The organism is Cohnella sp. 56, from assembly GCF_037963805.1.
In the GTDB taxonomy this organism is placed as follows: Bacteria; Bacillota; Bacilli; order Paenibacillales; family Paenibacillaceae; genus Cohnella.
The window spans coordinates 1-19,027 of sequence record NZ_JAZDQE010000008.1; the positions used below are offsets into that span (position 1 = coordinate 1).

Sequence of the window (19,027 nt, forward strand, 5' to 3'; positions counted from 1 at the left end):
CTGATGCGACGGTGAAGCTGGTGCTGACAGTCACCCGCACGTCGGATGCCTCCGTGGCGGATACGGCAGAGATCAGCGTCGTCGTACCGGCGAAGAGCGAGACGGCTCCGGTCGAGAAGACGGCGGCGGAAATCGCCGGCGGCATTGCGGACATCGCAGCACCGGAGAAAGACGCGGAGCAGCTGACGCTGCCAAGCGTGCCAAACGGCTTCACGGTGGCAATCAAGAGCAGCAGCAACGAAGCGGTCATCGGATTGGACGGCAAGATCGTGCCTCCGGCGGCTGATGCGACGGTGAAGCTGGTGCTGACAGTCACCCGCACGTCGGATGCCTCCGTGGCGGATACGGCAGAGATCAGCGTCGTCGTACCGGCGAAGAGCGAGACGGCTCCGGTCGAGAAGACGGCGGCTGAAATCGCCGGCGGCATTGCGGACATCGCGGCGCCGGAGAAAGACGCGGAGCAGCTGACGCTGCCAAACGTGCCAAACGGCTTCACGGTGGCGATCAAGAGCAGCAGCAACGAAGCGGTCATCGGATTGGATGGCAAGATCGTGCCTCCGGTGGCTGATGCGACTGTGAAGCTGGTGCTGACAGTCACCCGCACATCGGATGCCTCCGTGGCGGATACGGCAGAGATCAGCGTCGTCGTACCGGCGAAGAGCGAGACGGCTCCGGTCGAGAAGACGGCGGCTGAAATCGCGGACGGCATTGCGGACATCGCGGCGCCGGAGAAAGACGCGACGCAGCTGACGCTGCCAAGCATGCCAAACGGCTTCACGGTAGCGATCAAGAGCAGCAGCAACGAAGCCGTCATCGGACTGGACGGCAAGATCGTGCCTCCGGCGGCTGATGCGACGGTGAAGCTGGTGCTGACAGTCACCCGCACATCGGATGCCTCCGTGGCGGATACGGCAGAGATCAGCGTCGTCGTACCGGCGAAGAGCGAGACGGCTCCGGTCGAGAAGACGGCGGCGGAAATCGCCGGCGGTATTGCGGACATCGCGGCGCCGGAGAAAGACGCGACGCAGCTGATGCTGCCAAGCATGCCAAACGGCTTCACGGTGGCGATCAAGAGCAGCAGCAACGAAGCGGTCATCGGATTGGACGGCAAGATCGTGCCTCCGGCGGCTGATGCGACGGTGAAGCTGGTGCTGACGGTAACGCGTACGTCGGATGCCTCCGTGGCGGATACGGCGGAGATCAGCGTCGTCGTACCGGCGAAGAGCGAGACGGCTCCGGTCGAGAAGACGGCGGCTGAAATCGCCGGCGGCATTGCGGACATCGCGGCACCGGAGAAGGACGCGACGCAGCTGACGCTGCCAAGCATGCCAAGCGGCTTCACGGTGGCGATCAAGAGCAGCAGCAACGAAGCGATCATCGGATTGGACGGTAAGATCGTTCCTTCGGCAGTTGCTGCAACAGTGAAGCTGGTGCTGACGGTAACACGCACATCGGATGCCTCCGTGGCGGATACGGCGGAGATCAGCGTCGTCGTACCGGCGAAGAGCGAGACGTCGACGCCGCCTCCAACGACATCGACGCCAACGCCGACGCCGGCGGGCACAATTTCGATTACCAAGGACAGTGTGAAAACCGTAGATGGGAAAGCAATCGTTCAGTTGGCATCGGACACGACGGATGTCAAATTGACTGCCGACGCCCTCGCTGCGGTAGGCGAGCGGGCGCTCGTGCTTAGCAGCGGCAGCCTGACGGTACAAGTCCCTTCCTCGGTGATCGCGCAATTGATTGCTCAACTGCCGTCCGCAGCGCGTGAAGGTGCAAGCGTTGAGCTGCGCATGAGTCCGATCGCCGTTTCCGATGCGGAAGCGACGATCGCGAAGGGCGCAGCAAGCGGCAGCAGCAAGATCAAGCTGGCCGGCGGAGCGTACGAATTCACGCTCAAGGCTAGCGGAGTGAGCGGCGATACCGCTACATTGAGCCGATTCAGCGCTCCGATCACGCTCAGTCTGGCTGCCTTTGCAGGGGCCGACAACGACTTGACAGGCGTCTATTACATCGGCGACGACGGCAAACTGGAATACGTCGGCGGCAAGCTGGCGAACGGCGTATGGACGGCCGAAGTCAAGCACTTCAGCAAGTACGCCGTACTGGAAGTGAAGCGCACATTCGCAGACGTAGCCGATACGTTCTGGGCGTCACGCGCGATCGCTTCGCTCGCCGCGAAGCAGATCGTCTCGGGCGTCACGGATACGACGTTCGAGCCGGGCCGCACCGTCACAAGAGCGGAATTCACCAAGCTGCTCGTCGGTACGCTCGGACTGACGGACAAGGGAGCGATGACCTTCAAGGATGTCGCAAGCGATGCCTGGTATGCGGATTGCGTCGCAATAGCTGTAAAAGCCGGAATCGTATCCGGCAAGAGCGCGGACGTATTCGATCCGAACGGACGAATCACCCGCGAAGAAATGGCCTCGATGCTCGTGAAGGCGTACAAGGTGCTTCATGCGGGCACAAACGCCGAAGGACTTGCCGGCACGGTTTTCGCCGACGGGGACAGCATTGCCGCATGGGCCAAGCAAGACGTGGCCGCGGCCTCCGCGCTTGGACTGCTCAAAGGGCGCGCCTCCGGGACGTTCGCTCCGAAGGGCACGGCCACCCGCGCAGAAGCCGCACAAGCGATCTTTAACCTCATTTCGCAATAAAGGATAGGAAGCACCGGGACCGGATGCCATTCGAAGGAGTGGCATCCCGGCCTTGGCGCATACGAACTTCGAACAATAGATTCATAGCCGGCAGCGATCCTACTGTGCTGTGAACCTATTGTTGGGCGTTGGTATGACGATGATATGACTTCGGGGAGGCCCTCATGATGATCAAGCAAGGTTCGGTCTTCAGATTCGCTTTGGCGATTGCGGTATTTGCATTTGCACTATTGCCCTTCGGCAATTCCGCGTTTGCCCACGCCTACAGCGCCAGTTATTCGACGTTAACGATCACGCAGGCGGAGCTTCGTCTGGAGTATTCCATTGACGAGCTGTCCGTGATCGAGTGGGCCGGAGGCGACGCGAACGACGACAAGATGCTCGATCAAACGGAGTTCGAATCCGTGAAGGAGCCGTTCGCCGAAATACTGAAAAAGCATCTTGTGCTTAAATCGGGCGGCGCCCGGCGGGAGTGGTCGCAAATAGAGAGCTATACGCTTCAGCGCAAAGGCGACGCGTCGAGCGTCATCCTGGAACTGATCTATCCTTCGCTCGCGGACGACGGTACGGTATCCCTGACGGATACGCTTTACCGGGACGATAAAAAGACCAATTACGTGAACCTCCTCAAGGTAAAATACGGTTCTAGCGAAAGTACCGCGGCACTGTCGGGATCGGATCGGACCTGGTCGCTGCGCATGACCGACGAGGAATACGGAGCGCTGCCCGCGAATCTGTCGGCACTGGCGTCGCCGGGCAGCGCGGATGAACCCGCAAACGTACCATCGACGAGTTCAGACTCCGGGAACACGGGGCAGAGTGCCGGCACGCATGCCTCCGGCGGTGCTTTGTCCGGCTGGTTCAGCTTTTTCAAGCTGGGAATGAACCATATCCTGGGCGGCTACGACCATCTCCTGTTTTTATTCTCGCTCGTTATCGCACGGCAGTCGTTCAAGCAGTATGCGGCGATGGTCACCGCGTTCACCGTCGCGCACAGCCTCACGCTGACGCTGACCGTACTCGGCTGGATCTCCGTCCCCGGCTGGATCGTGGAGCCGCTCATCGCGCTCAGCATCTGCTACGTCGCTGTCGACAACATGATCCGCCCGCAGGTGCGATACCGCTGGGTGCTGACATTTTTGTTCGGGCTGATTCATGGTATGGGATTCGCGGATATTCTGGTTGCGATGCACCTGCCGAGGGCGAGTCTGGGTGTCGATCTGGTGAGCTTCAATCTCGGCATCGAGGCCGTCCAGCTGGGACTGATCGCGATCTGCCTGCCTTTGTTGTACGCCCTGCATCGGTACAAGCATGCAAGGAAGATCGTCTATGCGGCTTCGAGCCTGGCCCTGCTGCTAGGCGGCCTCTGGCTGATCGAGCGGACATTCGGCTAAACAACAGGAGAGTGACGCGACATGAATGCAACGACGGCGGCAGACCGCAGAACAGCTGCTTCCCGCTCCAACCTCGCCGCACTGATCGGCCTTGCGTGCATAGCCGGACTGTACTTCGTAACGGCGGAATCGCCCGGACGCCTGCTGCACGACGCCAAGCTGCAGCTGTTTAAAACGCTGTTCGTCGGCATTCTGCTCGAAGCGCTTCCGTTTATATTGATCGGCGTGCTGATCGCGGCGCTTCTGCATGTTTTCGTGACGGACGAGATGATCCGCAGATTCATCCCACGCCATCCGGTCCTCGGTATTTTAACGGCGGCCGTACTCGGAATTGTATTTCCGATATGCGAGTGCGGCATGGTTCCCGCGATTCGGAATCTGATCCGCAAAGGCATGCCGACTTATGTCGCTTCGACCTTTATCCTCGTCGGACCGATCCTCAATCCGATCGTATTCTGGTCGACGCTTATGGCGTTCAGAAGCCGTCCCGAGATCGCCTACACCCGGATGGGGCTTGCATTCGCGATTGCGCTGATCGTCGGCCTGATCGTCTATCGTGGCTATAGAGGAGATCCGCTTCGCCAACGCGGGCCGTCCGTCGCCGCACATGACCATCGCGGACACGCACACGACCATCATACAAGTCCGGCTCATGGTGGGCACGGCAGGAGGGCCATTCGTTCCATGATCGCGGGGAAAACGAAGGATGTCATGGGACATGCGGCCAATGAGTTTTTCGACATGGGCAAGTACTTGCTGATTGGAGCCGCGCTGGTCGGCCTGCTGCAGACGTTCGTATCCAATGCGATGTTGGTCAAGCTCGGCCAGGGAGAGCTTGGTTCGAATGTTCTGATGATGGGGCTGGGCTTCGTGCTGTCGCTCTGTTCAACCTCCGACGCTTTTGTCGCCCAGTCTTTTGCCGCTACGTTTTCCGCCGGCTCGCTCGTCGCCTTCATGGTATTCGGGCCGATGATGAACCTGAAGGGGCTGATTATGATGCTGGCCGTCTTCAAGACGAAGTTCGTCGTTCTGCTGGCGGCCTGCGTGACCGTGCTGGTGCTTGCTGGCTCGTGGATTCTCCCCTACATTGCACTGAAGTGAGGCGACTTCGATTGAAGACGATGATATGGAATCCGGAAGCCTTGCACCATCTTGCGCGCGGTCTCATCGTATGGGGCTTCGCCCTGCTGGTCGTTCGCTTAACGTTCTCCGGCGATATTTTGCTGTACATTGCGCCGCATCTGGTGATTTACGCAGAGATCGCGGCGGGAGGATTGCTGATCTTGGGCGGCTTCCAACTATACTTTGCGGTTCGCTCGTTTGCCGGACGAGCACCGGCTTGCGCTTGCGGCCACGACCATGAGGGGCATAGCCACGAGATGCCTGCGACGCCGATGCGCGTCACCGGTCTCTACGGACTATTCGTGTTGCCGCTGGCGTTATGCCTTATGCTGCCGAGCGCGGCTTTTGCCGGTACGATCGCGGACAGCAAGGGCATGAATCTGGGGGCGTCTACGGCATTCAACAACGGCAAAGAAGACGCAGAGCTGATCGAACTGGAAGGCGACGAGAGCCCCGAACTTCGGGCGATGTTCCGTTCGAGGGCGTACGATCGCGATTTCGCGAAGCTGGGGATGCTGCTGTATCAACAGGACATGATCGAGATGAAGGAAGACTGGTTCTTGGAAAAGCTCGAGACGATCAACAAATTTCTGGACCCGTTCCAGGGCAAGTCGATCGAGATCACGGGCTTTGTGTACAGGCAGGACGGATTGGCGGACGGCCTTATCATCGTAGGCCGGATGGCGATGACGCATTGCATCGCGGATATTGCGCCTTATGGAATGATCGTAGATGCGCCGCAAGCTGCGGGTCTGAAAGACGACCAATGGGTGACCGTCAAAGGAACGATCGGGCGCCAGAGCCTCGGAGATCGGGAAGTCATGAAGGTGTTGGCCGAATCCGTGACGGAAGCGAAGCCTGCCGCCGTGCCTTATGTCTATCCGGATCGCTCGTTCGCATCCAAGCTGTGACGACATCCGCCAAAAGACGGAGGAGATCGTATGATATTATATATGGGCAGCTATCTGTTAGTCGCGTTCGGCTCGATCTGGGCGATTCGGTCCGTTCACACCATGTACCGCTTCGCCCTGGCGGTTGCCGCGCTTGCCGGGGTGACGACGGGATTTTTAGCCGTACAGGCGCTGGATTATGCTATATCCGGTGCCGCGCTGGCTTCGATTCCGATTGCGGCAGGGTTGGCTGCGGCCGCGTTCTACCGGATCGGCGCTCGCAGGGCGGGGAGCGTCGCGCTGACCGTCATCGTCCTCGCCGAAGCGGGCATCGCGGGCGGTTACCGTTTGTATATATCGACCGGATATGTTTTTGCTGCGGATCTGGCATTTGTCGCATTGCTCTACATCCTGCAGCGAGCTTCGGAACATCGCGCACGGCCTCAGCCTGAGGGGGCCAGCCTTTCCACCGTCGTCAAGGGAGCAGGCGCCGCCAAGGGAGCCGGTGCTGCCAAGGAGGCCGGCCAATCGAAAGGCGCACTGACAGGCGCATCGAAAAGCGGAGGCGTTCTTACGCCAGCCGCTCTCGCGTTGATTGCCGTAGCCGGCGCGGCGCTGCTCGCCCGGTTCGAGCCGGACGACACCGGACGGATCGGGCAGGCAGCCAGTGCAGTCGCCGCTTACGACGAGACGAATGACCTCCAGACCGCTCGCGTACAGGTGAATGCCGCCGGGTTTAATCCGCGCCATATCGATTTTCAGCCGGGCGTCATGATGAAGCTCGTCATCGAGGTCGGAGACACCGCCGCTTCGGACCAGGTTTTCGAATCCACGTCGCTCGGCCTGAAGGCCCCGCTTCATAAAGGGGACAACATCTTCCTCGTTAAAAACCCGAAGCCGGGGGATTTCGAGTTCCAGGTTGGCGGTCATACCGGCACCTTCACCGTGCTGCAAAGCGCAGATCCTTCGGAGAATAACGGTTGAACTTAAGGCCGCTAATCGATTATGATGGTTCCAAATCCCGGACGGAGTGTTGCGCATGAACGCAGAGACAGGCGGCGACCGGCTGGCCCGCATGATCGATACGGCCAAGATGTATTACCAGCTGAATTACAGTCAACAGGAGATCGCGGAGCGGCTCGGCATCTCGCGGCCGACCGTGTCCCGATTTTTGCAGCAGGCGAAGGACGAGGGCTACGTCCGCATCCAGATCGTCGACCCGCGCGAGAGCAACGAATCGCTGGCCGTAGGGCTGGAGCGCAAGTTCAAGCTGCGCAAGGCGGTGGTTGTGCCCGTGCCCCAATATGAGGACAATGTCGTCAAAAAGTACCTCGGAGAGGCGACGGCCGCATACTTGCACGATACGGTCGAGGACGGCGATACGATCGGCGTGACCTGGGGCACGACGCTCTACGATGTCGCCTGCCATCTGCAGGACCGGCAGCTCAAGGATGTTCGTGTCGTGCAGCTCAACGGGGGCGTCAGCCATTCGGAGACGAACACCTACGCTTACGAGATCGTCCAGCTGTTCGGCAAGGCGTTCCATACGGTGCCTTACTTCATTCATCTGCCCGCGATCGTCGATCACCCGATCGTGCGGCATACGATCGAGGCGGATCGGCATATCGGGCGTATCTTGCAGCTCGGCAAGCAGGCGAATATCGCCGTTATCACCGTAGGCTCGCCGACCGACGATTCGGTGCTCATCAAGGCGAACTATTTTACGGAGGACGATCTGGCTGTGATACGGGAGCGGGGCGCAGGCGATATATGCTCCCGCTATATCGACCGGGACGGCAAGCTCTGCTCGGACGAGCTGAACGAGCGTACGATCGGCATCGAGCTCGAGGATCTCAAGCTCAAGGAGCGCTCGGTGCTCGTCGCCGGCGGCCGCAAGAAGGCGGACGGCATCTACGGCGCCCTGCGCGGAGAATATGCCAACGTGCTGATTACCGATCAATATACGGCGCAATACTTGTTAGAGAGATGAACGGTCACTCCGGGCAGCCGGACGATCAACCTGCTTATAGACCTTTAAGACGAAGGAGACTGACTGCATGACAACCAACCAGACGTCCCCTGCCCCTGAGTTGCTCGCATCCTATATTGACCATACAGCGCTTAAGCCGGAGACGACCCGGGACGACATCGTCCGGCTATGCGAGGAGGCGAGGCAGCACCGCTTCGCGACCGTATGTGTCAATCCGTACTGGGTCGGGCCGGCGGCGGAGCTGCTGTCCGGCTCGGGCGTGGGCATCACGACGGTGATCGGCTTCCCGCTCGGCGCGACGAGCACATTCGCCAAGACGGCGGAGGCGCGGGACGCGATCGCGTCGGGTGCGACCGAGATCGACATGGTGCTGAACGTCGGCGCCTTGAAGTCGGGCCTGTACGACGAGGTGGAGCGGGACGTGGCGCGCGTGGCTGAAGCCTGCGCAGGCCGTGCTGTGCTCAAGGTCATTCTGGAGACGGGGCTGCTGTCGGATGAGGAGAAGGTCAAGGCTTGCGAGCTGTGCGTCGCTGCCGGTGCGGACTTCGTCAAGACGTCGACGGGCTTCGGCCCCGGCGGCGCGACGGCGGCGGATATCGCGCTGATGCGGCGGACCGTCGGGCCTGCGCTTGGCGTGAAGGCTTCGGGCGGCGTACGCGACGCGCAGACCGCTCGCGAGATGATCGCGGCCGGCGCCACGCGCATCGGGGCGAGCTCTAGCGTCGCTATCGTGTCCGGCGGTACGGGAGAGGGCTACTGAGGGCGTCGGCCGCCGCCCGGCGGCGCGCACATGCATCTCGCGCGGCCACGGAGACGCGAGATGTGGCGCCAGGACGCGAGGTATGGCGCGTCGTAGCTTCCGGTTTTCCGCCCGCGCACATTTTCAATAACGCATGCGCCAAGCTGTTCCCTTTGTTTAAGACCGCCGGGATGATTTCCGGCGGTTTTTCTTATTTTCGCGACGCTGCGATTAGGTGTGCAGTGCTGTGCTCCACTGCGCTGTGTGTTCCCGACCGTACCGCATAAAATTGCATGATGGATAACGCTACTCGGACTAAATATCGCTGCTGAGACTTTCTACCCCGCACTTTTGCGCGATAGCACCCGCGGCGGCTGTAGAGCAGGTATTCCTTGTCTTTCTCGATACCATTCGCATCGTTCATGTGTTATAATTTATAAGAACACCAGTTCCCTTTTTTACTCTTGATTCAGCAGCGGCGTGTTCGATCTGATTCGGAAAAGGGGATGGACGGGATGTGGCAATCGGTTATACTGAAGGAAGAAAAGGACGTTTATTCGCCGAGGACGTACGTAGATTTGAAGGCGGATTTTGCGTTCAAGCGCATGTTCGGACAGCCGGACGGCGAAGCGGTGCTGGTGGCGTTTCTGAATGCGCTGCTGGGATTGACGGCGGAGGCGCGAATTACTTCTGCGACCATCTTGAACACGGATCTCGAGCGGGAGCATGAAGGGGACAAGAAGGCCGTAGTGGATCTGCTGGCGCGGATGAATGGCGGCGAGCTGGCGAACGTCGAGATTCAGGTAACGGGCAGCCCGCATCTGGCCAAGCGGCAGCTCTACTACTGGAGCCGAATCTATGCCAAGCAAATGGAAAAAGGCAGGCCGTATGCGGATCTTCGCCGCACGATATCCATCCTCATCTCGAACGTGGACATGCTGCCCCGGACCGAGCGATATCACAGCGTGTTCGGGCTCTACGAGAGAGAGGAACATTTCCCGCTGACCGACGTGATCGAGTTGCATGTCATCGAGTTGCAGAAGCTGCTGAAGCGGGCCGCGAGCAGCCAGGCAGATCCTTGGGCCGATCCGGAGAGCCGCTGGCTGCTGCTGCTCGGCGCAGTGCAGGCCGGAGAAGTGCAGATGAAGCTGATGAAGGAACTGGAGGCGATCGCGATGAGCAAGGATGCGGAGCTGATGGAGGCGTTCGAGCGGTGGGAGGATATGAGCCGCGATCCGAAGGTGTGGGCCAGGTACGAGACGTGGCACAAGACCATGATGGATGACGCGGCCTACAAGGCGGAGATGGAGCAGCTATTGGCTGAGACGGCGACCTTAAAGGCTGAGAAGGACGGTTTGAAGTCTCAGACGGAGATGCTGAAAACGGCCACCGAGACGTTGAGACAGGAGACAGAGACACTGAAGCTCGAAAAAGAGACGCTCAAGTCCAAAGCCGAGACGCTCAAGTCCGAGACCGAGACGCTCAAGTCCGAGACCGAGACGCTCAGGTCCGAGACCGAGACGCTCAAGTCCGAGACCGAGGCACTCAAGTCCGAGACCGAGACGCTCAAGTCCGAGGCCGAGACGCTTCAATCGGAAAAAGAGCGCATGCAGGCGAGACTGCTGGAGACCGGCCGAAGATTGCTGCAAAGCGGCATGGAGCTGGAGGAGGTCGCGCGGATGACGGGGCTTGCCCCGGAGGCGTTAGCAGATTAATTTTGGCGAGCTTGCGCATTCATACTTTACCCGACAGGCTGCCTCGGCGGCCTGTTCTTTGTTATAGCCCGGCGCCTGTCGCCGAGGTCATCTTAAAAGGCATGGACGATGGGCCAAAAGCGCACTTACAATAAAGGAACTATCGTGTGCATATTTACGAATATCAGGCGCGGTTCCACGCAATCTGCACCGACGCATACACTTGGACGAGGCCGATCCGCCATACTAAATGAAGCGATTGAAAGACGGGGGTGCCGGCATTGAAGCTTCATCTAACGAATCCGCTCACGAGAATGAAGGTCAAGCAGCAGCTGATTCTTCTGTTCTTGCTGCTGGTCAGTCCCGTATTTGCGCTGAATTGGTACGCCAATGTAAAGGCCGAAGAAATTCTCAAGCAGCATGTGACGAGCGCATACGCCGAGCTGAACAAGCAGAATCTGTCGCTCATGAACCGCGACATGGATACGGTCAACCGGGTGATGACGACGCTGATTCAGCACACGCTCATCCAGTCGCTGAATCCGATGAGCGGCGATACTGCGGACCGCGTCCGTCAGTACGCCGACGCCGACAAGCTGCTCTCCTCCTATTCGATGGGGGTGAACGGCGGCGAAGCGGTCTATTACTACCTCTACGCCTACGATCCGAACAACCGGTACAACTTCGCGCCGACGCCCTCCTCCAAGTTCAAGGCGGTGGGCGGCGTTTACTTTTACAATGACAAGCAGAAGCCTGAATGGATCGACGAGATTCTGAGCAAGCACGGCAAGGGCTACCTTCGCATCATGAAGGATCTGGGCTCGTCCTCACGGCCGGACACGCTTGCTTACGTACGGGCGGTGTACAGCACGTCGCAGGGCAACGAGGTCGTCGGCGTCCTCGTCGCCACGAATATCAACCGCAAGCTCGTGGAGTCGATGCGTTCGGTCTCCCTCCCCGACAAGGGTGAGATCTACCTCACCGACTACGGCGACAGGGTGCTGGCTTCGTCCGCCGGACCGATCGGCGACCGGCTCCAACTGCCCGAGCAGCTTCGCGCCGGCGATGACGTAGAGGGGCTGACCGGCGTGATCACGGACGGATACATCTACGTCCAGAGCTATCAGTACCTGACGCAGCAGAAGCTGATCTACAAGATTCCGACACGTTCGCTGCTTCAGCAGCAGAACGAATTAAAGTTTGTCATTCAACTGATCTCGATCGTCTACTTTGTCTTCTGCATCATCGTCATGGCCTACTTCTGGCGCTCGCTGCTCACGCCGCTCCAGCGGCTCGCCGTATTTACGAGGTCGTACGTGCCGGGCAAAAAGGTGCCCGAGCAGCCCGCGGAGGGCCGCAACGACGAGGTCGGCGTGCTCATGCACTCGGTCTACGGCATGGCCGGACGGCTGAACTCGCTGATCGAGGACCGCTACCTGCTGGAGATCAAGCAGAAGGAAGCGCAGCTGCAGCTGCTTTATCAGCAGATCAACCCGCATCTGCTGTACAATACGCTCGAGAGCATCTATTGGAAAAGCACGCTCGAGGGGCCATCCGAATCCGGCGAGATGATCAAGGAGCTCGCGCAGCTGATGCGCATCGGGCTCAGCCGCGGACGCGATCTGATCACGCTGGAGGAGGAATTGGCCCATGCGAAGGCGTATACGAGCCTGCAGCAGAAGCGTTACGAATACGGATTTGCGGTGAGCTGGGACATTGAGGACGAGACGCTCGCGAATCTCATCCCGAAGATTACGATCCAGCCGTTGATCGAGAATGCGATTATCCATGGCGTGCGGAACATGGGCGAAGACGGGGAGATCGCGGTCAGCGCGCGGCTGGAGCCGCGCGGCGTCGTCATTCGCGTCGAGGACAACGGCTACAAGGAGACCGACTACGAAGCGATCGGGCGGCTGCTCGATACCGAAGGAGAGAGCCCGGGCGGCGGCTACGGCATCCGGAACGTCCAGCAGCGCATTCGCCTGCAATTCGGTCCGGACTACGGACTGGCGTACCGGGCCCGCGAGGGCGGCGGCACAGTCGCTGAGGTCATCTTGCCGATTCAGCGCCAAGAGTAGAGGAGGAGCACGGATGTACAACATTTTAATCGTCGACGACGAACCGCTCATCTGCAAAGGGCTGAGCAATCTTCTGCAATCTTCTGGCCTGAATATTCAGGACATCTATACAGCTACGAGCGGTCATGAAGCGCTCGATTACCTCCGGATGGAGAACATCGATCTCCTCATCACGGACATTCAGATGGGCGCCATGAACGGCATCGAGCTCATGCATCAGGCCAAGATCCTCAAGCCCTGGGTGCAGGCCATCGTCATTTCCGCGCACGAGACGTTCCAATATGCGCAGCTGGCGATCAAGCTCGGCGCCAAGGACTATATCATCAAGCCGATCAAGAGCGAGCAGTTCCTCGATTCGGTGCGGAGCGTGCTGCTTCATATGGATAAGCCGATTCCGGCGGAGGACGAGTTGCTGTCCCAGCTCCGCGAGCATTTTCATATGGAGACCCCGGGGCAGCACCGTACGGATCGGCTGAACGCGGTACTGTCGGGGGAAGAGGCGGTGCTGCCGGATTCGGAGCTAGGCGAGCTCGGGTTGGCCGGCCCTTACTTCGCCGCGATCAAGGTGAAGCTCGATCCGGAGCGCGAGCAGTCGGGCCGCCGTTACGGCAGCGAGGACGAGAAGCTTCTGCAGTATGCCGCTCTCAACATCGTTAACGAGCTGCTCGGCAGAGACTGGCATCACGACGCCTTCTACACGCCGAGTATGGAGATCTCGGTCGTCATTCAATGGGATGACGAAGCGTTCGGCGACTCCAGCGTCGACAAGATGAGCCAGCTCGAGATGATCGGCCGCAGCCTCCATCACAATATTACGAAGTATCTGAACTTGCCCTGTGTCGTCGGCATCAGTCAGATTCTGAAGGGCGGAGCCTTCCTCCCCGCGCTCGGCGAGCAAGCCCGCAAGGCAATCCTGTGGAACCGCCAGCACAAGGACCATCATGTGTTCTACTACGGGGACTTCAAGTGGAGCCTGTTCGGCGAGGAGCCGACTGAAGAAGAATGGACGGAGCAGAACAACCAGATCGTGGAGAAGGCGATGGCGTATATTCAGCAAAATTATGCGCAAAAAGGACTTACACTGCACGAGGTGGCCCAGCGGAATCACGTCAGTCCGAACTATTTAAGCTACCTTTTCAAAAAAAACACGGGCTTCAACCTATGGGAATACGTCATCAAGCTGCGGATGGAGGAGAGCAAGCGGCTTCTGCAGCAGACGGACTTGCGGCGCTATGAGATCGCCGAGCGCGTCGGCTACGAATCGCCGGAACATTTTAGCAAAATATTCAAGAAATACTATGGAATTACGCCCAGCGAGCTGAAGAAGTAAGATCACTCACGATCCGAATAGATACGCACATATTCAGCGGCGGACCCTTTTTCTACAATAGGGAGGAGGCACACAAAGAAAGAGGGAGACCGTATGAATCAGACAACCGCCGTAGCCGGCCCGCTGAGCGCGGACGCGTCCAAACCGCGGGGAAGATGGAAAAAATACGCTTGGGGCTATGCCTTCGTGCTGCCTGCCGTGGCGATTTTCCTGCTGTTCCTGTGGCTGCCGATCGTCAAGGGCATCGTGTTCAGCTTCTACCACATCGACTTCGTCAAGGGCAATTCCTATGTCGGACTGGACAATTACAAGGTGATCTTCAAGGACCCTGACGTCGGGACAGCCGTGAAGAACACGCTGTATTATATGTTTTTGTGTATCGTCATCGGATTCTGGGTGCCGATCCTGTTCGCCATCTCCATATCCGAGCTAAGGCGCTTCCAGGGGTTCGCCCGCGTCGCGGCGTACCTGCCGTACGTCGTGCCGGTCGTCGTGCTCTACGGCCTGTGGCGCTGGCTGTACGATTCGGTCGGACCGTTCAACGCAGTGCTGAAGAAGCTAGGCATTGCCCCGATCAGCTTCATGACCGACAAGAGCTGGTCGATGATCTCGATCGTCATCATGGAGACATGGCAGCAATTCGGCTCCGCGATGCTCATCTATCTGGCCGCGATCCTCAGCATCCCGCGCGACTGGTACGAGGCTGCCGAGATCGACGGCGCGGGCGTCTGGCGCCGCATCTGGCATATCACGCTGCCGGCCATCCGCAATCAGATCGGTCTCATGCTGCTGCTCCAGCTGATCGGCACCTCCCAGGGCTATCAGTCCCAGCTCGCTTTACTCGACGGCGGACCGAATAACACGACGCTGACGTACGCACTGTACATCGTGAAGTACGCCTTCAACAGCTTTAACTACGGCGTCGCTTCGGCGCTCGGGGTGCTCATGTTCCTCGTCCTCGGCGTGCTGGCCGTCATTCAGCACCGGCTGTCGAACAGAGGGGGGAATGCGGTATGAAAAACGCAGAGCGCGGCATTATCTCGAGCTACGATATGAAAAAACCGCTGAACAAGACGGTCTACATCCTGATGTGCATCCTTGTAGCCGTCATGTGCCTCAGCATGCTGTACCCGATCGCCGCCGCATTGCTCAACGGGCTGAAGGCGAACGTGGAGGTCAACAGCTTCCCGCCGCATTTTCTGCCGCAGGAATGGCACTTCGACAACTACAAGAAGGGCTGGGGCTTCATCGACCTGACCATGTACTTGAAAAATACGCTCTTCATCTTCGTCGGCAATATGGTCGTCACTGTCATCGTCATCGGCTTCGCGGCGTTCAGCCTGTCGCGTCTGGATTGGCCGTATCGCAAGGCCATGTACTACTTCTTCCTGGCGACGCTGTTCATTCCGCCGACGACGTACATCATTCCGAACTTCATCAACCTGCGCGATTTGCACCTGATGAACACGTTCTGGGCGTTCTGGCTGCCGGCCGGGGCCAATGCGTTTTACCTGCTGCTGCTCAAGAGCTTCTTCGACGGCATCAACCAGGAGCTGTTCGAGGCATTCCGCGTCGACGGGGCGTCCGAGCCCCGTGTATTCTGGCAGCTGGCGTTCCCGCTGTCGTTGCCGATCTTCGCGACGCTGGCGATATTTGTTTTCGCCACTTCCTGGAACGATTGGTTCTGGCCGGGCATGGTCATGGGGGGCGAGCATTATCCGCTGGCGACGGCGATCAAGAAGTTTGTCATCGACGCCAGACGGCTCGACCTCAACATCCGCTTCGCGATCTTGACGATGATCATGATTCCGCCGATCGTCATCTTCCTGATCCTCCAGCGCTTCATCGTGCGCGGCCTGCATCTGGGCGGCGTCAAGGGGTAAGCGAGATTGTCCGAAGAGGCTTATGTGCATCCGTCATGTGCGCTTCTACGCTGCACGAATGTGCGATATTACGCACATGGCCGGATCGTAAACCTGCACACAATCGAAGTAGGAATGCACATCGCCCGGATGCAAACGCCTCCATTATGATGAGCGTGTAACCAATCAATCCATATCGAGAAGGGGAGTTCCTATGAGCAAGACATCGATCACCCTGGCCACCCTGGCCGCATCGGCATTGCTGCTGTCCGCCTGCGGCAGCAATAACGGCGACAAATCAGCCAGCTCTTCCTCTGCCGCACCGGCTTCGTCATCGGCCGCCGCTTCGACAGATGCAGGCGGAAGCGCCAGCGCGGCGCCTACCGACGACCTTACGCAGAAAAAAGTCACGATCAGCATCTACTATCCGACACCCGATCTCGTAGAGAGGCGTGCGCTTGAAGACGACAAGATCAAGCGATTCAACGAAGTGTTCCCGAACGTCACGATCGTCAAGAGCGACTGGCAGTACAATCCGAATGAAATAGGCATGAAGATGGGCGCGGGCGAAGCGCCGACGCTGTTCAATACGTACGCAACCGAAGGCAAGTTCCTCGCCGAGAAGGGTTGGGCGGCGGACATCACCGATTTGTTCAACAATTACGAATACAAGGATCAGATGAACCCGATCCTGCAGGATCAATTCATCATCGGAGACAAGGTGTACGGCATCGCGCAGCAAGGCTATGTGACAGGCACCGTGCTTAACAAGAAGCTGCTCGACGCGAAGAGCGTCGCGGTGCCGTCCTACGACTGGACGTGGGACGACATGCTGAAGACGGCGCAGTCCGTCGCCGATCCGGCGAAGGGCATCGCGGGCATCGCGCCGATGGGCAAGGGCAACGAAGCCGGCTGGAACTGGACCAACTTCCTGTTCGAAGCGGGCGGCGAGATCCAGAACGTGGCGGACGGCAAAGTAACGGCCGCATTCAACTCCGACGCCGGCGTCAAGGCGATGGACTTCTACAACAAGCTGGCTTGGGAAGCCAAAGCCATCCCGAAGGATTGGGCGCTCGGATGGGGCGACGCGGTAGGCGCGTTCGCGCAAGGACGCACGGCGATGGTCATCGCAGGTCCGGACGGCCCTGTCGACCAAGCGCTGAACCAAGGCGGCATGAAGCCGGAGGATGTGCTCGTGTATCCGATGCCTGCGGCTGAAGCAGGCGGCAAGCACACCGGCGTGCTCGGCGGCGACTTCCTCGTCATCAACCCGAACGCCACCAAGGATGAGCAAGCGATTGCCTTCCAATACGCTGTGTTCGACTACTTCTCCGACAAGGGTCTGGCTTCCGTCGAAGAGAACATTCAAGCGCGCAAGAAGGACAACAAATACTTCATCCCGCCGGTCATCCAGTACTTCAAGGACGACTCCGAGTACGGTCAGAAGGTCAAAGCCGTATACGCGAAGCATGACAATGTCTACCAATACAACGCCGACTCCCAGGCGCTGCTGGACGGCAAGCCCGAAGCGCAATACAATACGCAGGATTACTATGCGACGATGACGAACGTCATCCAAGAAGTGTTCTCCAAGAAGGGCACCGACGTCAAATCGCAGCTTGACTCCGCCGCCAAGACGATGCAATCCAAGTTTTACGACGCCATCAAGGTCGAATAGTTTGTGAAGGAGAACGCCGTGCGGGCTATGTCCGCGCGGCGTTTGTTATTGACCGGAGTCGACGGGCTGAGTGGGGGCAAAGTAGTCTCAGGTAGGAACAAATGGGCGGGTCGGCGGCGGAGTGGGGGCAGAGTAGTCTCAGGTAGGAACAAACTGGTGAGTCGGCGGCGGAGTGGAGGCAAAATAGTCTCGGGTAGGAACAAACTGGTGAGTCGGCGGCGGAGTAGGGGCAAAGTAGTCTCAGGTAGGAACAAACTGGTGAGTCGGCGGCGGAGTAGGGGCAAAGTAGTCTCAGGTAGGAACAAATGGGCATGTCCGCGGTGGTGCGCGAGAAAAGTAATCTCAGGTAGAAACAAATGGGCGAGTCGGCGGCGGAGTGTGGGCAAAGTAGTCTCAGGTAGGAACAAACTGGCGTGTCGGCGGCGGAGTGGGGGCAAAGTAGTCTCAGGTAGGAACAAACTGGCGTGTCGGCGGCGGAGTGTGGGAAAAGTAGTCTCAGGTAGAAACAAATGGGCGGGTCGGCGGCTGAGTGTGGGTAAAGTAGTCTCAGGTAGGAACAAACTGGCGTGTCGGCGGCAGCGTGGGGGCAAAGTAGTCTCGGGTAGGAACAAACTGGTGAGTCGGCGGCGGAGTGCGGTCAAAGTAATCTCAGGTAGAATGCAGCTTGTCGTCTCGCGAAGTGTCTGATAAACTATTACCATCAAATATAAAGTTGCAGCCTGAAGCACAGGCCGTCTGTTCCGAAAACACTTCGGATGGGCGGCCTTTATTATTTGGCAGGGAGGAAGTCCGATTGACGATCGATCGCTCGTTTGACACGGCCTACAAAGCTATGATGGAGAAGGCCATACGCAACAGTAAAGGCGAGAGGAAGCGGAGGCTGAAGGAAGTCGATCGGTTTAACGAGCGGTTGGCGCTGGAAAACGTATGGTGGCCGGCAATCGGCAATCTGGATCATGTGCATCCCGAATATGAAGTCGTCGATTATAACGGAGTCATCCGGTTCGTGGACAACGCCTATGTACCGCCGGGCTGCTACCGGGGATTGTTCGTTGAATCGGACGCCTATGGGACGCATTTGAGAGACGTAAGCCGGTTCCGATTCGGGGACAATCTGGAGCGGCAGAATCTCCTGCTGATCGACGGCTGGCATATGCTCAGGTTCGGCAGGGACGATATGTTGGAAAAACCGAAGCGCTGCCAACAGACGTTGTTAGCGGCAATGACGGCATGGGGTTACGGCGGCGGCGGCTCTGCGAACTCGATAGAACTGAGCATGCAGGAACGTGCGATTCTTCATTGGTGCGGCAAACAAAGGCGCTCGATCAAGGTCAGAGAAGTGATGGTTGCTTTAAAAATCGGGTATGCCGCCGCCTCTAAGGGTTTGCAGGACCTCGGGGACAGAGGCTTCATTCAAGCCAATCGCACCCTGGGCGGAAAAACTACGAGTTATACTGTGCTGCCTAAGCTGTTTAAACACCAGCTTTAAACTGCGTAATCCTGCGCATACAATGCGTAGCCCCGCCAATTTTCATACGAGCTGGCCGTTGCTATTATAGAGCCATCTTGGATTATAGAGGTGGCTAA

Annotated in this window: 14 protein-coding genes; all 14 read left to right on the forward strand. The window is 58.7% G+C overall.

The genetic code is table 11. The annotated features are described in order from the left end of the window. On the forward strand, nucleotides 1-2,663 hold a 2,663-nt coding region (locus VQ071_RS15150; RefSeq protein WP_340514908.1), incomplete at its 5' end, for an S-layer homology domain-containing protein. A gap of 167 nt (nucleotides 2,664-2,830) precedes the next feature. After that, on the forward strand, nucleotides 2,831-4,057 hold the full coding sequence (locus VQ071_RS15155) for a HupE/UreJ family protein (protein WP_340514909.1): 1,227 nt from the start codon (nucleotides 2,831-2,833) through the stop codon (nucleotides 4,055-4,057). A gap of 21 nt (nucleotides 4,058-4,078) precedes the next feature. Next, a complete protein-coding gene (locus VQ071_RS15160; RefSeq protein ID WP_340514910.1) occupies nucleotides 4,079-5,158 on the forward strand; it encodes a permease in 1,080 nt (359 codons plus the stop codon). A 20-nt stretch (nucleotides 5,159-5,178) separates the two neighbouring features. Continuing rightward, complete coding sequence (locus tag VQ071_RS15165) at nucleotides 5,179-6,090, forward strand: TIGR03943 family putative permease subunit (RefSeq protein ID WP_340515145.1); 912 nt, start codon at nucleotides 5,179-5,181, stop codon at nucleotides 6,088-6,090. A gap of 30 nt (nucleotides 6,091-6,120) precedes the next feature. Beyond that, nucleotides 6,121-7,053: a cupredoxin domain-containing protein gene (locus VQ071_RS15170; protein ID WP_340514911.1), complete on the forward strand. Its 933-nt coding sequence runs from the start codon at nucleotides 6,121-6,123 to the stop codon at nucleotides 7,051-7,053. Between the two features lie 55 nt (nucleotides 7,054-7,108). After that, nucleotides 7,109-8,059: a sugar-binding transcriptional regulator gene (locus VQ071_RS15175; protein ID WP_340514912.1), complete on the forward strand. Its 951-nt coding sequence runs from the start codon at nucleotides 7,109-7,111 to the stop codon at nucleotides 8,057-8,059. A 67-nt stretch (nucleotides 8,060-8,126) separates the two neighbouring features. Next, nucleotides 8,127-8,819 (forward strand): deoxyribose-phosphate aldolase, encoded by a 693-nt coding sequence (gene deoC, locus VQ071_RS15180; protein ID WP_340514913.1) that lies wholly within the window; start codon nucleotides 8,127-8,129, stop codon nucleotides 8,817-8,819. Between the two features lie 494 nt (nucleotides 8,820-9,313). Next, nucleotides 9,314-10,513 (forward strand): Rpn family recombination-promoting nuclease/putative transposase, encoded by a 1,200-nt coding sequence (locus VQ071_RS15185; protein WP_340514914.1) that lies wholly within the window; start codon nucleotides 9,314-9,316, stop codon nucleotides 10,511-10,513. Between the two features lie 260 nt (nucleotides 10,514-10,773). Further along, the gene (locus VQ071_RS15190) at nucleotides 10,774-12,570 is read left to right on the forward strand and encodes a sensor histidine kinase (protein WP_340514915.1); all 1,797 of its coding nucleotides are present in this window, start codon (nucleotides 10,774-10,776) and stop codon (nucleotides 12,568-12,570) included. A 13-nt stretch (nucleotides 12,571-12,583) separates the two neighbouring features. After that, nucleotides 12,584-13,900, forward strand: coding sequence for a response regulator (locus VQ071_RS15195; protein ID WP_340514916.1), 1,317 nt, complete (start codon nucleotides 12,584-12,586; stop codon nucleotides 13,898-13,900). A 93-nt stretch (nucleotides 13,901-13,993) separates the two neighbouring features. Continuing rightward, nucleotides 13,994-14,917 carry a carbohydrate ABC transporter permease gene (locus VQ071_RS15200; protein WP_340514917.1) on the forward strand — a complete coding sequence of 308 codons (924 nt, stop codon included), beginning with the start codon at nucleotides 13,994-13,996 and terminating at the stop codon, nucleotides 14,915-14,917. Continuing rightward, on the forward strand, nucleotides 14,914-15,783 hold the full coding sequence (locus tag VQ071_RS15205; protein WP_340514919.1) for a carbohydrate ABC transporter permease: 870 nt from the start codon (nucleotides 14,914-14,916) through the stop codon (nucleotides 15,781-15,783). The genes VQ071_RS15200 and VQ071_RS15205 overlap by 4 nt, the downstream gene beginning before the upstream one ends. A 193-nt stretch (nucleotides 15,784-15,976) precedes the next feature. Then, complete coding sequence (locus VQ071_RS15210; protein ID WP_340514920.1) at nucleotides 15,977-17,440, forward strand: ABC transporter substrate-binding protein; 1,464 nt, start codon at nucleotides 15,977-15,979, stop codon at nucleotides 17,438-17,440. Nucleotides 17,441-18,233: 793 nt separating this feature from the next. Next, complete coding sequence (locus tag VQ071_RS15215) at nucleotides 18,234-18,929, forward strand: DNA-binding response regulator (protein ID WP_340514921.1); 696 nt, start codon at nucleotides 18,234-18,236, stop codon at nucleotides 18,927-18,929. Nucleotides 18,930-19,027 lie beyond the last annotated feature (98 nt).

Coding starts and splice junctions, on each gene's coding strand:
- VQ071_RS15205 (WP_340514919.1), top strand. CDS start 14,914: ATGAAAAACGCAGAGCGCGGCATTATCTCGAGCTACGATATGAAAAAA.
- VQ071_RS15200 (WP_340514917.1), top strand. CDS start 13,994: ATGAATCAGACAACCGCCGTAGCCGGCCCGCTGAGCGCGGACGCGTCC.
- VQ071_RS15175 (WP_340514912.1), top strand. CDS start 7,109: ATGAACGCAGAGACAGGCGGCGACCGGCTGGCCCGCATGATCGATACG.
- deoC (WP_340514913.1), top strand. CDS start 8,127: ATGACAACCAACCAGACGTCCCCTGCCCCTGAGTTGCTCGCATCCTAT.
- VQ071_RS15210 (WP_340514920.1), top strand. CDS start 15,977: ATGAGCAAGACATCGATCACCCTGGCCACCCTGGCCGCATCGGCATTG.
- VQ071_RS15185 (WP_340514914.1), top strand. CDS start 9,314: ATGTGGCAATCGGTTATACTGAAGGAAGAAAAGGACGTTTATTCGCCG.
- VQ071_RS15155 (WP_340514909.1), top strand. CDS start 2,831: ATGATCAAGCAAGGTTCGGTCTTCAGATTCGCTTTGGCGATTGCGGTA.
- VQ071_RS15165 (WP_340515145.1), top strand. CDS start 5,179: ATGATATGGAATCCGGAAGCCTTGCACCATCTTGCGCGCGGTCTCATC.
- VQ071_RS15195 (WP_340514916.1), top strand. CDS start 12,584: ATGTACAACATTTTAATCGTCGACGACGAACCGCTCATCTGCAAAGGG.
- VQ071_RS15160 (WP_340514910.1), top strand. CDS start 4,079: ATGAATGCAACGACGGCGGCAGACCGCAGAACAGCTGCTTCCCGCTCC.
- VQ071_RS15170 (WP_340514911.1), top strand. CDS start 6,121: ATGATATTATATATGGGCAGCTATCTGTTAGTCGCGTTCGGCTCGATC.